16 protein-coding genes are annotated in these 15292 nt (G+C 72.3%); 6 read left to right on the top strand and 10 right to left on the bottom strand.

What is annotated here, in order from left to right:
* Positions 1-288: 288 nt before the first annotated feature.
* The 6 genes from MTF69_RS22030 to MTF69_RS22055 form a co-directional block, all read right to left on the bottom strand.
* Positions 289-2865, bottom strand: coding sequence for an ABC transporter permease (locus MTF69_RS22030; RefSeq protein WP_243336819.1), 2577 nt, complete (start codon positions 2863-2865; stop codon positions 289-291).
* Positions 2862-3656, bottom strand: coding sequence for an ABC transporter ATP-binding protein (locus MTF69_RS22035; RefSeq protein WP_243336820.1), 795 nt, complete (start codon positions 3654-3656; stop codon positions 2862-2864). Before MTF69_RS22035 ends, MTF69_RS22030 begins: the two co-directional genes overlap by 4 nt.
* Positions 3653-3943 (bottom strand): SHOCT domain-containing protein, encoded by a 291-nt coding sequence (locus tag MTF69_RS22040; RefSeq protein ID WP_243336821.1) that lies wholly within the window; start codon positions 3941-3943, stop codon positions 3653-3655. The genes MTF69_RS22035 and MTF69_RS22040 overlap by 4 nt, the downstream gene beginning before the upstream one ends.
* 133 nt (positions 3944-4076) lie before the next feature.
* On the bottom strand, positions 4077-4751 hold the full coding sequence (locus tag MTF69_RS22045) for a response regulator transcription factor (RefSeq protein WP_243336822.1): 675 nt from the start codon (positions 4749-4751) through the stop codon (positions 4077-4079).
* Positions 4748-5956, bottom strand: coding sequence for a sensor histidine kinase (locus MTF69_RS22050; RefSeq protein WP_243336823.1), 1209 nt, complete (start codon positions 5954-5956; stop codon positions 4748-4750). The genes MTF69_RS22045 and MTF69_RS22050 overlap by 4 nt, the downstream gene beginning before the upstream one ends.
* Before the next feature lie 126 nt (positions 5957-6082).
* Entirely contained in the window at positions 6083-7213 is a 1131-nt protein-coding gene (locus tag MTF69_RS22055) for an NADH:flavin oxidoreductase (protein ID WP_243336824.1), read from the bottom strand.
* 168 nt (positions 7214-7381) lie between these two features.
* Here MTF69_RS22055 and MTF69_RS22060 point away from each other — a divergent pair, with 168 nt between their 5' ends.
* The 4 genes from MTF69_RS22060 to MTF69_RS22075 all read left to right on the top strand — a co-directional run bounded on the left by MTF69_RS22060 (position 7382) and on the right by MTF69_RS22075 (position 9684).
* Positions 7382-7942, top strand: coding sequence for a MarR family winged helix-turn-helix transcriptional regulator (locus MTF69_RS22060; protein WP_243336825.1), 561 nt, complete (start codon positions 7382-7384; stop codon positions 7940-7942).
* A gap of 82 nt (positions 7943-8024) precedes the next feature.
* Positions 8025-8162 carry a hypothetical protein gene (locus tag MTF69_RS22065; protein ID WP_243336826.1) on the top strand — a complete coding sequence of 46 codons (138 nt, stop codon included), beginning with the start codon at positions 8025-8027 and terminating at the stop codon, positions 8160-8162.
* A 129-nt stretch (positions 8163-8291) separates the two neighbouring features.
* Complete coding sequence (locus tag MTF69_RS22070) at positions 8292-8936, top strand: dihydrofolate reductase family protein (protein WP_243336828.1); 645 nt, start codon at positions 8292-8294, stop codon at positions 8934-8936.
* A gap of 196 nt (positions 8937-9132) precedes the next feature.
* Positions 9133-9684: a hypothetical protein gene (locus MTF69_RS22075; RefSeq protein WP_243336830.1), complete on the top strand. Its 552-nt coding sequence runs from the start codon at positions 9133-9135 to the stop codon at positions 9682-9684.
* 93 nt (positions 9685-9777) lie between these two features.
* Here the strand turns inward: MTF69_RS22075 and MTF69_RS22080 are convergent, their stop codons facing one another.
* From MTF69_RS22080 to MTF69_RS22090, 3 genes are all read right to left on the bottom strand, one after another.
* On the bottom strand, positions 9778-10611 hold the full coding sequence (locus MTF69_RS22080; RefSeq protein WP_243336832.1) for an SDR family oxidoreductase: 834 nt from the start codon (positions 10609-10611) through the stop codon (positions 9778-9780).
* 229 nt (positions 10612-10840) lie between these two features.
* Entirely contained in the window at positions 10841-11407 is a 567-nt protein-coding gene (locus MTF69_RS22085; protein WP_243336834.1) for a GNAT family N-acetyltransferase, read from the bottom strand.
* Between the two features lie 239 nt (positions 11408-11646).
* Entirely contained in the window at positions 11647-12663 is a 1017-nt protein-coding gene (locus MTF69_RS22090; RefSeq protein WP_243336836.1) for an NAD(P)/FAD-dependent oxidoreductase, read from the bottom strand.
* 106 nt (positions 12664-12769) lie between these two features.
* On the opposite strand from MTF69_RS22090, the gene MTF69_RS22095 reads away from it, so the two are divergent.
* Positions 12770-13396 (top strand): helix-turn-helix domain-containing protein, encoded by a 627-nt coding sequence (locus MTF69_RS22095; RefSeq protein WP_243336837.1) that lies wholly within the window; start codon positions 12770-12772, stop codon positions 13394-13396.
* 152 nt (positions 13397-13548) lie between these two features.
* On the top strand, positions 13549-14514 hold the full coding sequence (locus MTF69_RS22100) for a trans-aconitate 2-methyltransferase (protein WP_243336840.1): 966 nt from the start codon (positions 13549-13551) through the stop codon (positions 14512-14514).
* Positions 14515-14538: 24 nt separating this feature from the next.
* On the opposite strand, the gene MTF69_RS22105 is transcribed toward MTF69_RS22100, so the two are convergent.
* On the bottom strand, positions 14539-15156 hold the full coding sequence (locus MTF69_RS22105; RefSeq protein WP_243336842.1) for a TetR/AcrR family transcriptional regulator: 618 nt from the start codon (positions 15154-15156) through the stop codon (positions 14539-14541).
* Positions 15157-15292: the final 136 nt, after the last annotated feature.

Below are 15292 nucleotides of genomic sequence, written 5' to 3' on the forward strand. Positions count from 1 at the left end.
AGACGCTGCCGGGCCCTTGCAGGGCGGACCGCTCACCGAGCGGCCGGCCTTCTCGGGGGTGGCGTTCGTGTGGCTGACCGGCCATGAGGGTCTCCTACGGGGCGTTGGTGCCGCAGCTCTTCCGCGGTCCGGTGTCCGAGCGGGCCTCGGGGCCCAGCCGATGCCGCCGGCGTAGCCCTGCATCACACGGTAGTGGTCGAGGTCCCGTCGCCGTCGCCGTCGTCGCAAACCAGTATCCGCACCCACCATCCGCCGCTGGGCCGTCGAGACCGTCACCTTGCTGACCGGCTAGTCGGTCGCGACCGCGCGCAGGATGTCCAGCCGCGCCGCACGGCGCGCCGGGCGCCAACCCGCGAGGACACCCGCCGCCACGCCCACCAGGGCGACGATCGCGAGCTGCAGCGGCGGGACGGCGAACGCGAACGCACTGTCGCTCGCCCCGTCCGAGGCCTTCACCAGGACCCACCCGAGGACGCCGCCCAGCGCCATGCCGCCGGCCGTGCCGAACCCGGCGACCAGGACGGACTCCCAGCGGACCATGGCCCGCAGCTGCGCCCTGGTCTGGCCGACCGCCCGGAGCAGCCCCAGTTCGCGGGTGCGCTCGTGGACGGCGAGGGTCAGCGTGTTGGCGATGCCCAGGAGAGCGATCAGCACGGCGAGGGCGAGCAGCGCGTAGACGAGCGTGAGCATCATGTCGATGCCGCCCGCCGACGACTGCGCGTACGCGTCGCGCGTCTGTACCTCGGGGCCGCCGTACAGATCGGCCGTCTTCTCGACCGCCGCCACACCGGCCGCGGCCGACACCCCGTCCTTGAAGGTGACGGTCACCAGCGAGTCCGTGTCCTGCGCCCGGTGCGGCGCCCAGGCCGCCCGCGTGATGACGTAGTCGCCGGCCAGCTCCGTCCGCTCGTACACCGCGCGGATCGTGAAGGGCTGCTCCTGCCCGTCGGCGAAGGTGAGTTCGACCGTGCTGCCGGGCCGCCATCCGTGACGCGAGGCCTCCTTCTCGGACACCGCGATCCCGTCCGGCCCCAGCGCGTCGAACCCTCCCGCCACCGTGCCCAGGTCGAGGCCGACCGCGAGAGCGGCCGGTTCGGTGACGGTCAGCGCCCGCCCCTCGCCGTCGACCTCCGCGACCCCCTTGCCCAGGCCCACCGCGACCGCCACCTCGGGCAGCGCCGCGACGGCAGGCGCCAGCTTCGGACTCAGTCCGCTGCCGCCCGCGCCGAAGGCCGGGGCACTGATGGCCACGTCCCCGGCGAAGGAACGCGACACGGTCCGGTCCATGGTCGCCTTCAGGGACGCGCCGAAGACGGTGAAGAGGGAGACGACGGCGACGCCGATCATCAGCGCGGTCGCCGTGGACGCGGTCCGTTTGGGACTCCGCCGTGCGTTGCGCACCGCCAGGGCGCCGGTCACCCCACGCAGCCGCTCCAGCGGACGGCCGAGCAGGTGCACGGCGGCGGAGGACGCCACCGGACCCAGTACGACGAACGAGGCCGTCGCCAGCGCAGCGCCCGCCCCGGACAGCCACAGCGACGGCACGGCGAGGACCCCGGTCAGGATCAGGCCGATGCCGGCCGTGCCCAGCGCCCCGCCGGTGACCGTACGGGACCGCGAGGCGCCCGAGTGGTCCACCGCGCTGTCGAGCAGCGCGGCCAGCGGCGCCGTACGCCCGGCCCGTAGGGCCGGCAGCACGGCCGAGCCGAGGCAGACGACGACCCCTACGGCGAGGGGAACCAGCATCGACAGGCCGCTGATCACCAACTCCCCTTCGGGGAAGGGGAATCCGATGGCGGGGAAGAGCGCCTGGAGCCCCGCGGCGAAGCCGACGCCGCCGAGCAGCCCGGCGGCCGAGGCGATGAAAGCGACGACGGCGGCCTCGGCCAGCGTGCCTCCGACGACCTGACGCCGGGAGGCACCCAGAGCGCGCAGCAGGGCGTTCTCGCGGGTGCGCTGGGCGACGACGATCGCGAAGGTGTTGTAGATGCTGAAGGTGGCGACGAGCAGGGCGATGCCCGAGAAGACGAGCAGCATGGTGGTGAACAGGGTCAGGAACTGACCGGAGATCATGTCGGTGTTCTCCTGGGCCGATTCCTCTCCGGTGATCGCCTCGACGCCCTGCGGCAGCACCGCGGTGAGCGCCTCCACCAGCTCGCCCTGGCTGGTCCCCGGACCGGCGCGCACCTGGATGGACGCCGCCTGGCCGGGCGCCGGCGTCAGGTACTTCTCCGCGTCCGCCTGGGTCATCCCCGTGTACGTGACCTGCGCCATGCCGTCCGCGCCGCCGAAGGTGGCCAGGCCGACGACCGTCACCGGAACCGGATCGGGCGTACGCAGCACCGTCGTGTCGCCGAGCTTCAGCCCGCCCTTGTCCGCGGTGGCCCGGTTGACCACGACCTCCCCGGTCCGCTCCGGCACCCGGCCCTCCGCGAGCCGGTACGGATTGAGTTCAGGGTCCGCGATCCAGTTCCCGGCGAGCGTGGGCGGCCCCTGGCCGCCGATCGGTTCGCCGTCGGAGCCGACGAGCTGCCCCGCGCCCTGAATGGCGGGAGCGGCGGCGGCCACGCCCGGGGTGCGCCGGATCTCCTCCACGAGTGCGGTCGGTACGGGCTGCCGGGCGCCCTGGGCCTCACCCGGGACGGTCACGACACGCGAACTGCGGACCACCGCGTCGGTACCGCTCGTCGCGCCGGCGAACATGCTGTCGAAGCTCGCGCGGAGGGTGTCGCCCATGACGAGCGTCCCGGCGAGGAAGGCCACGCCGAGCAGCACGGCCATGAAGGTCCCGGCGAACCGCCGCTTGTGCGCACGCAGGGAGGCCGTACTGAGCCGCAGCACGGTGCGGGCACTGCTCGTGCTCATGACTCCTCCCGCAGGGCCGCCGCCGTCAGCGGGCGGGCGTCGAAGGACTTGAGCCGGTCCAGGACGCGGTCCGCGGTGGGACCCTCCATCCGGTCGACCAGCCGCCCGTCGGCGAGGAAGACGACCTCGTCGGCATGGGCGGCGGCCACCGGGTCGTGGGTGACCATGACGACCGTACGGTTCATCTCGCGGACCGCCCGGCCCAGCAGCCCGAGCACCTCCTCGCCCGAACGGGAGTCGAGGTTGCCGGTCGGCTCGTCGGCGAAGACGACATCGGGCCTGCCGGCGAGGGCGCGGGCCACGGCGACGCGCTGCTGCTGGCCGCCGGACAGCTCGGCGGGCCGGTGGTGCAGCCGGTCGCGCAGCCCGACGACGTCGATGAGGCCGTCGAGCCAGGCACCATCCGCGCGGCCGCCCGCGAGGTCTTGGGGGAGCGTGATGTTCTCGGCGACGGTGAGCGTGGGAATCAGGTTGAAGGCCTGGAAGACGAAGCCGACGCGCTCGCGGCGCAGCAGGGTGAGCCTCCGGTCGTCGAGTGCGCCGAGGCTCGTACCGCCGATGAAAGCGGCTCCGGAGGTGAGGGTGTCGAGACCGGCGGCGCAGTGCATCAGGGTGGACTTGCCGGAACCGGAGGGTCCCATGATCGCGGTGAAGCGGCCGGCCGGGAAGTCGACGCTCACCCCGTCCAGGGCCCGGACCTCGGTGTCGCCCCGACCGTAGACCTTCACGGCATCGACGACCCGGGCGGCGGCGACGCCGTCGTCGCCGCCCGGCACGGTGGCGGTCCTCATGCCGCACCGCCCTGGGAGGAGCGGCCGAACTGCTCGTCCAGGACGGACAGCCGCCGCCAGTACTCGTCCTCGTCGATCTCGCCGGAGGCGAAGCGCCGGCCGAGGATCGAGATCGGGGACTGCGCGCCGTACGCGGCGCCGCGGGCCTGCCACGGTGCCCGGCGGCCGCGCCACACGGTGCGGCGCAGCACGGTGACGGCGCCGACGACAACGGCCGCCCAGATCAGCGGGAAGAACAGGATCCACGGGCCGGGCCCGTCGTGCGCGAGGGTGGTGAGGGTGTTCATCTCGGTTCAGCTCCTCGGAAGCGTGGACGTTTGCGTCACGCTCCGAGACTGGCGCCGGGAGGGGGTCCCGGTCGTCGTACGGCCGGCTGCACCGCGCCTACCACGGGGGGAGTACGAGGGCAGGTCGGGGGAGTCAGCCGAGCCAGCCGGGCCGCACCAGCCCCGACTCGTAGGCCATGACGACCAGCTGGGCACGGTCACGGGCGCCGAGCTTCACCATCGTCCGGCTGACGTGCGTCTTCGCGGTGAGCGGGCTGACGACCAGGCGGCGGGCGATCTCCTCATTGGACAGACCCAGGCCGACCAGCGCCATCACCTCGCGCTCCCGCTCGGTGAGCCGGTCCATGCCCAGTCCCGCCTCGTCGGCGGCGGGCTGCTTGGAGCGGGCCGCGAACTCCGCGATCAGGCGGCGCGTGACACCTGGGGACAGCAACGCGTCGCCCTCCACCACCGCCCTGACCGCCCGCAGCAGTTCCTCCGGTTCGGTGTCCTTGACCAGAAAGCCCGAGGCGCCGGACCGGAGCGCCTCGAAGACGTACTCGTCGAGCTCGAAAGTGGTCAGCATGACCACCCTGACGTCCGCCAGCGCCGCGTCCTCGGTGATCCGCCGGGTGGCGGCGAGCCCGTCGCACACCGGCATCCGGATGTCCATGAGGACAACGTCCGGACGCAGCTCGCGCACCAGGCGCACGGCCTCGTCGCCGTCGGCGGCCTCTCCCGCCACCTCGATGTCCTTCTGCGCGTCGAGCAGGGCCCGGAACCCCGCCCGGACGAGGAGCTGGTCGTCGGCGAGCAGAACACGGATCACGGATCCTCCTGGGACGGGACGGCCTTCAGCGGGAGCCTGGCAAGTACGCGGAAGCCGCCGTCGGTGCGTGGGCCGGCCTCGATGGTGCCACCGAGGGCCGCGGCCCGCTCGCGCATGCCCACGAGACCGGTGCCGCTGCCGCCCGCCGGATCGCCCGTGGCCGGCCCGTCGTCGTCCACGCGCAACTCCAGGACGCGGGGCTCCCAGGAGAGGTGGATGCGGGCGCCGCGTGAACCGGAATGCCGTACGACGTTGGTCAGCGCCTCCTGCAGGATGCGGAAGGCGGCGAGGTCCGCGCCGGGCGCCAGCGCCCGGGGATCCCCGCTTGCCGCGATGTCGACGGTCAGCCCGGCCGCGGCAGCCTGCTCGGCGAGCTCCGGGAGCCGGTCGAGACCGGGTGCGGGCGCGCGGGGTGCGTCGCCGGGAGTGCGCAGGGTGTCGAGCACCTGCCGGACCTCGCCCAACGCCTCCTTGCTGGCCGCCTTGATGGTGGTCAGCGCCGAGCGGGCCTGCTCGGGGTCGGAGTCGAGGAGGGCGAGCCCCACTCCCGCCTGGACGTTGATCACCGAGATGCTGTGGGCGAGGACGTCGTGCAGCTCGCGGGCGATGCGCAGCCGCTCCTCGTTCACCCGGCGCTTCTCGGCCGCCGACCGCTCGGCCCGGGCGAGGGCCCACTGCTCCCGGCGTATGCGGACCAGCTCGGAGACGGCGAGGATGGCAAGGACCCACGCGGTGATGCCCACTTCCTGCGCCCAGGGCGCGGGGCCGTCCCCGGCGGGCGGCAGCCGGCGGTAGAGCCAGTGCCCGATGAGCAGATGGCCGGCCCAGAGCAGCCCCACGGCACCCCAGGCGGCTCTGCGGCGTCCGGCGACGACCGCGGCGAAGCAGGCCAGGGCCAGGCTGATGAACACCGGGCCGTACGGGAACCCGGCGCCGATGTACACCAGGGTGACGACGCTGACCCCGTACGCCACGGCCACCGGGTACTGGTGTCGCCACACGAGCAGCAGGGGCCCGAGCAGCAGCAGGAGCCGCGCGAACGCGTCCAGAGCCACCCGCCCGCTCTGTTGCTGCGCGGCCCACCCCGAGCCGACCTGGGCGAAGGCGGCCACGAGCAGCGAGGAGCGCCAGGCCGGTCCCCGCCCGGTCCGCTCCACCCATCGCTGCCACGGAGGAACCCCCGGGCGCTCGCGCTGCTCTTCCATACCGCCCACGTTAGGCGGCGCCCCGCCTGCCGGGCGTCACTCCGGCGTAGCGTTTCAGACGTACTCCCCAGGTAGTACGCGGTCGTACGCGCCGACGGCCCGGCCGACGAAGGTGGAGCCGGCCGGCTATCGGCTCAGCGACCGCAGGGCCGCCGCGTCGTACGGCTTCAGCTCGTCGAAGCGGTTGCCGAGGACCTTCGCAGCCCACTGCGGGTCCTGGAGCAGCGCCCGGCCGACGGCGACCATGTCGAACTCGTCGCGTTCCATGCGGTCGAGGAGGTTGTCGATGTCGCCGAGCGCGGCACCCTCGCCGACGAAGGCGTGGATGAAGTCGCCGTCGAGGCCGACCGAGCCGACGGTGATGGCGGGCCGGCCGGTGAGCTTCTTGGTCCAGCCCGCCAGGTTCAGGTCAGATCCCTCGAACTCCGGGAGCCAGTAGCGCCGGGTGGAGGCGTGGAACGCGTCGACACCGGCCGCCGCCAGCGGGGTCAGGATGGCCTCCAGCTCCTCAGGGGTCTGCGCGAGCCGTGCGTCGTAAGCCTCCTGCTTCCACTGGGAGTAGCGGAAGATCACCGGGAAGTCGGCCGGTACGCGTTCACGGACCGCGGCCACGATCTCCGCGGCGAACTTCGTACGGGCCACCGCGTTGCCGCCGTAGACGTCGGTGCGGCGGTTGGTCCGCTCCCACAGGAACTGGTCGAGCAGGTAGCCGTGGGCGCCGTGCAGTTCGACGCCGTCGAAGCCGATCCGCGCGGCCTCCGCGGCGGCGTCGGCGAACGCGCCGATGACGTCGTCGAGGTCGGTGCGGGTCATCGCCCTGCCGGTCCCCTCGGTGCCGTCGACGCGGATGCCGGAGGGGCCGACGGCGGGGGCCTCGGCATACGGTGCCTCGCCCTGCTTGCGCACCATGCCTATGTGCCACAGCTGGGGCACGATCGTGCCGCCCGCCTCGTGCACGGCCGCGGCGACCTTCGCCCACCCTGCCAGCTGGTCCTCGCCGTGGAACCGCGGCACCCGGTCGCTCTGCCCGGCGGAGTCGTGACCGACGTAGGTGCCCTCGGTGACGATCAAGCCCACACCCGCGGCGGCCCGGCTGGCGTAGTACGCCCGCACGTCCTCGCCGGGCACGCCGCCGGGGGAGAACATCCGCGTCATCGGTGCCATCGCGATGCGGTTGGGGACGGTCAGGCCGTTCAGCTTGACGGGCCGGGACAGGATCTCCGCCGCGCGGGAGGCGGTGGACGTGGTGACGGTCATGAGGGCTGGTCCTCCGGGTTGGAGCTGTGGCTCGTCGGGTGACAACGAGAAGTGCATGATACATAGGCTATGTATCATGCATATCGCCAGGTCCGGCGTCGTACGGCGGCGCCCGCAGGCCGGGCCGTACGGGGGTCCGCCGCTCCCCGGGTTCACGGGTCCGCGATAATGGGGCGTCGGAAGGAGCGGGGAGGCTCAGTGCTGGAGAAGCTGGAGCGGGAGCTGATGCTGCTTTCGCGGCACCAGGTGCTGGCCCGGCGCGAGCGTGATCCCGAACGCCTGGAGCGGTCGGCGTACCTCCTGCTCAGCCGGATCGACACACAAGGCCCCATGTCGATCGGGCAGTTGTCGGAGGCCTTCGGACTCGACACCTCGACCGTGAACCGCCAGACGGCCGCACTGCTGCGCTGCGGACTGGCCGAGCGCGTCTTCGACCCGGAAGGCGGCATGGCCCGCAAGCTGTGCATCACCGCTGAAGGCGGGCGCAGGCTCGCCGAAGACCGCGAGGTCAACCAGTCCTGCCTGGCCCGGGTGGTCGCCGGCTGGTCCCCTGAGGAAGTGCGGGAGCTGGAGGACGTCCTGGTCCGGCTCAACCGCAGCGCCGAGGCCCTCGAAGGACGGTACTGGCCGCGCACGGAGGAAGACGACACCCGCGCCGCAGGCGACGCGCCCGTCCCGGACGAATCCCCGGTCCCTGCTCCACAGTCACCCGTGACCCCCGCACCGTAGGTGTGGGGCTGATCGCGGGTGCGCGGATCGCGGGTGCACGGATGTGGAGCGCGGCAGGCCGAGGAAGCGGCCCCGTACGGCGGTGTCCACACTCGTACCGCTCTTCGTGCTCGCCGGGCTGCTGCTGGGCCCGGCGGCGACCGCCGCGGCATCCGCACCGTACGTCGCGCATGGCTCTGCGCCGCAGGTCCGCCTAGGAACGGACCGCCCGATCGCGTGATGAATCCCTCCACCGGCGGGGGCCGGGGCCGACTCTGGGTACCCCGTTTCTGACCGGTCGTGAACGCAGCGATGAGTTTTCCCGGCCCGGCAAGTCTCACCATCGTTGTCGACAACACAGGAGGAGCACGTGACTCAGCTGCTGAGAGTCCAGAACTTCAACGTCTCGAGTGACGGGATCGGTGCCGGTGAGGACCAGACCCTCGAGAGGCCATTCGGTCATGTCGATCCCGAGAGGCTGTTCTCCTGGGCCGGCGCCACTGCGAGCTGGCCCATGCGCACCGACCCCGGAGGGAGCCGGGGCCTCGATGACTACCTGACGCGGGACTACGCACGCAACATCGGCGCCGAGATCATGGGCCGCAACAAATTCGGACCCCAGCGCGGGCCCTGGGAAGACCACGACTGGCGCGGCTGGTGGGGTGCCGAGCCCCCGTTCCGCACCCCGGTGTTCGTGATGACCCACCACGAGCGCCCTTCGTTCACGCTCTCCGACACCACGTTCCATTTCGTCGGCGGTGACCCGGCCGCGGTCCTCGAACTGGCACGGGAGGCGGCGCAGGGCAAGGACGTCCGGCTCGGTGGCGGGGCCACCACCATCAGGGAGTTCCTTGACGCCGACCTCGTCGACACCCTGCACGTGGCGGTCTCGCCGGTGAAGCTCGGGTCCGGAGTACGGCTCTGGGAGTCCCCCGATGAGCTGCTCGACCGCTTCCACCTCGAGGTCGTTCCCAGCCCGAGCGGCGTGACGCACCACCTGTTCTGGCGAAAGTGACCGGTCCTCAGGGCTGTCCCCGGCCGGCTGTCCTGCCTGCCGGGGCAAGGGGGATCGCAGGCGACGGGTGGTGACGGTGGGGCACGTTCACCGTCGTGTTGAAACTGCAACATATGAAGACTTTCCTGCGTGTGTCTGGCTTTGGCACCATGATCAAGTCCTGCACAGGCAGGACTTGATTCTGGGGGGAATCCCGATGTCCCGCATGCACCTGCTCGCCGCGCCCGTACTGGCCGCCGGCCTGGCATTCGTCGCCGCACCGAGCGCGAGCGCCGCCACCACCACCGCCACGATCAGCAAGGCCGAGTACGACCTGATCAAGATCGGCACCACCACGTCGAAGATGCACAGCATCGCCGACAGTGGCGCCTGCAAGCTCAAGAGCCGCGACGACTCCGGTGGCGTTTCCTACCGGCACTACGAGTGCAAGGGCAACAAGGCCTACAGCAGCGCTTCGTTCGACTTCGTGAACGGCAAGCTGGAGATCAAGAGCCAGGTCTTCCTGGACGGCCTGACGTCCAACGGCAAGATGACCAAGACCAAGTACAGCAAGATCAAGGTCGGCAGCACGATCAGCCAGATGCACGAGATCGCCGGCAAGGGCACCTGCGTGCGCGTCGCGCAGTCCCACACCCGCACCGACAGCATGTCGATCTACGACTGCGAGCAGGCCAGCACCTTCGGCGCCGCGAGCTTCTTCTTCGAGAACGGCAAGGTCACCATGCGCAATCAGGCGGGCCTCCGCTGACGCGACACGAGGTGAGATGACGTGAGGGGGTGGTGGCGCCACGGCGCCACCACCCCCTCACGCATGCGATCCGACTGCCCCGCGGCCCCGCCGTCAGACCTGGGGCGGGCCCTGGACGAGCAGGCGGGCCGCGGCGTGATCGGTGCGGTCCGCCTCGTCCGACGCGTCGATGTAGCCGTAGGCGTCGTCGCCGACGGGGATCCGCAGGGGTGTGGGACCCCCGGCGGCGACGATGTCCAGGACCCGGTCCGCGAAGTACTCCGGGCGTCCGGTCTCGGGGCTGTCCGCGAGGCCCCGGGCCCCTTCGAGCATCTCGCGGTTGGTGGCGTCGTAGGCAGGGACCCGGTGGGCGGCTTCGGCCATGGAGGTGCCGTAGCGCGTAGCGAACATGCCCGGCTCGATGACGGTGACGCGGATGTTGTGGGGAGCCGCTTCCATCGCGAGGGTCCGACTCATGCCTTCGAGGGCGTGCTTCCCGGCGGTGTAGGCCGCCAGACCGGGGAAGGCCATCCGGCCGACCACGGAGGAGACGTTGAGGATGTGGCCGTGCCCCTGGGCCCGCATCAGCGGCAGGACGAGGCGCGCGAGCCGCCAGGGGCCGACGACCAGGGTCTCCAACTGGTCCCGGAGTTCGGCGTCCGAGACCTCCTCGACCGCGCCGAACAGCCCGACGGCGGCGTTGTTGACGAGGACGTCGATGCCTCCCAGGCGCTCGGCCGCGGTGCGGACGGCCTCCTCGCAGGAGGCGTCGTCCCGCAGTTCGAGCGGGATCGGCACGATCCGGCCGGGCCAGGCGGCGGCCAGATCCTCCAGGTCGGCGGTCTTGCGGGCGGTGACGGCCAGTTCGTCCCCGGCCCGGGCCGCCGCGGTCGCCAGCGCGTGCCCGAGCCCCGAGGAGCATCCCGTGACCAGCCAGCGTCGTCCCATGGTTCCCCCGTGATGGCCGAATTGCTCCGGATGATGGCGGCAGTTCATGTTCGGGGGAGCTCCGGTGCGCGGCCATCCCTGCTGCGGGGGCGCGCGGAGGCGCGCAGGCGCACGTCCGGTCGCGCGCACCCGCCGGGCGGGGCGGGGCTCGCGGCCCTGCGGCCTACGGGTATGCCGGACCGGACGCCCGTGTGAGCGGGCCTGTGTGAGCGGGTCTACATGAGCGGGCCTACGTGAGCGGGCCTGAGCCTGCCGCGCCTGAGCCTGCCGCTCCTCCCGCGGCCCGGGCGGCGCGGCGCAGCCGGGACCTGGCCGGATCCTGGGGGGAGTACGAGGCCGCGGCGGCGTCTTCCCGCGGGTTCGGGCGGACGAAGAGGGTGACGGTGACCTTCTCGCTGAACCCGTTGCGCCGCATCATCGCGGCGGAAGCCGCGTTGCCGCTCTCCACGTCCGTGATGATCCGGGACGCTCCCGCAGCGAAGAGCGCGGCGCAGCAGTGCTCGACCAGGGAACTCGCGACTCCCCGGCCCCGGGCGCGTTCCTCCAGGGCGATCCACTCGAGGTAGCCCCAGTCCTCGCGCTCGTCGTAGGACAGCGATCCGAGGACGAAACCGAGCAGCCCCTCCTCGTCACGGGCGATCCAGCAGGCGTCCGGCTGAGCGTCCCAGTGCGCCGCGACCGAGGACAGCGACCAGGAGGTGTAAGGCATCGCCTTCACGTCGAAGGCCCGGTAGCCGAGATCGAGAACGGCATCGAGGTGGGTCAGTCGCAGGGGGAGGGTCTCGACTTCACTCATGAACTCGATGATGACATAGGAGGATATTTCTCCCCGTCACCTCACGGAGAGGACCTCGGGGTCCGCCGCCGGATCCGGGGCGGGCGCCGGGACAGGACTCCTCGCCCCGAGGCCGAGGGCGAGTACGTAGAGGAACAGGACGCCCATGACGGCGACGCCCTCGCGTGCGGAGTCGGCGGCTCCCTGGGGGAGGCTGCCGCCCTGGAGCCCCGGCGCTCGCGCGCGCCCGCCCGACGGCCTCAGGCGGGGGCGGCGGTCCCTGCCGGGGCGAGGGTCGCGACCGCCGCGTCGGTGTCGGCGACGGCGAGGAGTGCGTTGATGTGCGCGCCGGCCAGCGCCCCGGCCGCGGCGGAGGCCCCGACCTGGGCGATCGGGTCGGTGACGTTGCCTGCCACCCACACCCCCGGCACGTCGGTGGCGCCGGCCGCGCCGGAGACGAAGCGGCGGCCGCCGCCGGGCAGTTCCTCCATCGGCAGGCCCAGGCCCGCCAGGCCCTCGGTACGGGCCACGAGCGCGGTCGCCACCGCGAGGACGCGGCGGTCGACGACCGCTCCGTCGGCCAGGCGCACGCCGCGGATGCCGCCGTCGCCGTCCCCCACGACCTCTTCGGCCGGGGTGTCGATGATGCGGATGGCGCGTGCGGCGAAGCGCGCACGGGTCTCGTCGTCCAGCTCGGTGCCGTGCGTGAAGTAGACGAGGTCGTCGGTGAGCTGACGGAACAGCAGGGCGTGGTGGACCGATGCGGGTCCGGTGGCGAGGACGCCGATCGGCTCGTCGCGCACCTCCCAGCCGTGGCAGTACGGGCAGTGCACCACGCTGTGACCCCAGTGTTCCGCCAGTCCGGGCAGCTCGGGCAGGACATCACGCAGGCCGGTGGCCACCAGCAGGCGGCGCGCCGTCAGGGCGCGGCCGTCGGTCAGGGTGACGGTGAAGCGCAGGTCGCCTTCGGCGGACGGATCGGCGTGCTCGGCGGCGGAGACCTCGCCGGAGACGACGAGGCCGCCGTAGCGGCGTACTTCCTCACGGCCCCGGCCATACAGGTCCGCCGGCGGGGTGCCGTCCAGGCCGAGCAGGCCGTGCACGCCCTCGGCGGGCGCGTTGCGGGGGGTGCCGCTGTCGATCACGACGACCGAACGGCGGGAGCGGGCGAGCATCAGCGCACCGTTCAGACCGGCGGCGCCGCCGCCGATCACCACGGCGTCGACGGTCCCGTCCGGCAGCGCGTCGGTCGCGTATGCGGTAGTCGTCGCGGTCATGTCCTCGGGTTCCTTTCCGGATGTTCCTTCGTGCCGGCCCAGTGGCCCGGGGCCGTCTGTACGCAACGCTAACCGGGACTTGCAGTACGGGCATACAGTGTTGCCTATGACGCAAGAAGACGGCGATCTGGACAGCCTGGTACGCAAACGCATCCGCGCGCTGCGGGTGGCGCAGGGCTGGTCCCTCGAGGAACTGGCCACGCGTGCCCGGCTCAGCCAGTCCACGCTCAGCCGCATCGAGAACGGCCAGCGCCGGCTGGCGCTGGACAGCCTCGTCACGCTCGCCCACGCGCTGGACACCACCTTGGACCAGCTCGTGGAGACCGCGACCGACGACGTCGTCATCAGCCCGATGATCGACGCCGCCCGCGGGCAGATGCGCTGGCCGATCAAGGGTGAGCCGGGCATGACGGTCATTCGCCAGCGCATGACCGAGCCGCCGCCGGACAACCCCTCCCGCATGCGCGCCCACCCCGGTCGCGAATGGCTCGTGGTCCTGTCCGGCACCGCGATCCTGATGCTGGGGCACCGCCGCTTCCGGGTCGAGACCAACCAGGCCGCCGAGTTCCCCACGATGATGCCGCACGCGATGGGCGCCGAGGGGGGACCGTGCGACATCCTGGGGATCTTCGACCGGGACGCCCGCCGCGGCCACCAGCGGGACAGCGGAGTCGGTGACGCGGGAGGCGACGGAGGAGGCGAAGGTGCGGCGGCCCAGGGGACGGGTCGGTGACAGGTTGGTGAGGATGTGCGGCGGCGCCCCTCCCGGCCCGTACGGGGTGTCCGGCGCGGGAGTCTTGCGCGTCCTGGGCGCCGCGAGGCCATCTTCTTGCCTAACCAGCAAGGATCAATGTGGCAAGCGCATGGCCGCCCTACCGTGGAGCCATGACCCACGCACAGCACGGACCCCAGCACGGCGACACCCACAACGGGCACGGCCACGCCCAGCACGGCCACGCCCAGCACGGCCACGCCCACCAGGGCCACGCCCAGCACGGCCATGATCACGGACATGCCCAGCACGGCCACGCCCGGGCCGACCTCGAGGGCCAGGCGGAGACCCTCGACCTGGACGCGGACGTCCTCGCCGAGCACATCGCCGACATCACCACGTGGCTGCCCCTGAACGAGCCCCCTCGTCACATCGTGGATCTGGGCTGCGGCACGGGAGCGGGCACCTTCGCCCTGCTCGACCGGTTCCCCGAAGCGCACGTCACCGCGGTCGACTCCTCGGCGCCGCACCTGCAGCGCCTGCGGGAGAAGGCGTGCGCCCGCGGCGTCGAGGACCGCGTCCGCACCGTGCAGGCCGACCTCGACGAGACCGAGTGGCCCGACCTCGGTACGCCGGACCTGGTGTGGGCCTCGGCCTCGATGCACCACATGGCCGACCCGGACCGGGCCCTGCGCACGGTCCGCGAACTGCTCGCCCCCGGCGGACTGTTCGCCGTCGTCGAGCTGGCGGGCTTCCCCCGCTTCCTTCCCGCGGACGCACCCGAAGGCCGCCCCGGGCTGGAGGAGCGCTGCCACACCGCGAGCGAGAGGTACCACGCCGAGCACGTGCCCCACCGCGGCGCCGACTGGGGACCGAAGCTCACCGCGGCCGGGTTCGCCCTCGACGGCGACCGCGTGATCAGCGTGAACATCGAGGGCTCCCGCAGCGAGGCGGTCGGCGCGTACGCCCTCGGCAGCCTGCGGCGCCTTCGCCGCGGCATCGTGGACACGCTGACCCCCGAGGACCTCACGGCGCTGGACCGGCTGCTCGACACCCACGGCCCCGGGAGCGTCCTGCGCCGCGACGACCTCGCCGTGCGGACCGAGCGCACCGTCTGGGCCGCACGCCGCAAGGACTGACCCGTACCGCCCGAGCCGATGAGGTCACTCCTGCGGCCGGCGCAGCAGTGGGGGAGCCGGGTGGGGCAGGGGGCTCGCCGCAGCCGGGCTCAGACCGTCCATGACCAGGGTCACGTAGCGGCGCCAGCCCTCCTCGCCGGGGTCCATGGTCCACAGCACGCTGACGAGCATGCTCATGATCCTCTTCAGATCGTCGGGCACGAGGTCCCCCCGGATCACCCCGGCCTGCTGCCCCCGGGTCACCAGCGGGTCGAGCGCGTCGAAGAACCGGGCGCTGGTCTCCGCGGAGAGGACGCCGGCGTTCCGGGCGGCCGTCAGCACGTGGTGTTCTTCGGCCGCCGAGGTCAGGGCGGCTTCGAGTACGACGGTCAGGCCGCGCCGGGGGTCCTCGTCGGCCAGCCCGCGGCCGATGGCGGGGAGGACGTCCTGTGTGAACTGCTGGTCGAGCACCGCCCGGAGCAGTGCGGCCTTGTCGGGGAAGCGGCGGAAGAGCGTGGCGATCCCCACCCCGGCCCGCCGGGCGATCTCGTCGAGCGGCGCATCGGGTCCCAGCTCGGCGTACACGTCGCGTGCCGCTCTGACGATCTTCTCGATGTTGCGCACGGCGTCGGCGCGCAGGGGTTTGGGGCTTTCGGTCGGCACGCTGCCGAGAATACAACTGATAGTCGACGATCGGATCCGGTTGACACGTCCCACACCGCGAACTGATAGTTGACTACTGATTGCGGTGTGCGCCGACCGTCGACCTCGTACCCACGCATCGCCGGGCAGACCCCTC

It is taken from the genome of Streptomyces sp. AP-93 (genome assembly GCF_022808175.1).
Lineage (GTDB): Bacteria > Actinomycetota > Actinomycetes > Streptomycetales > Streptomycetaceae > Streptomyces.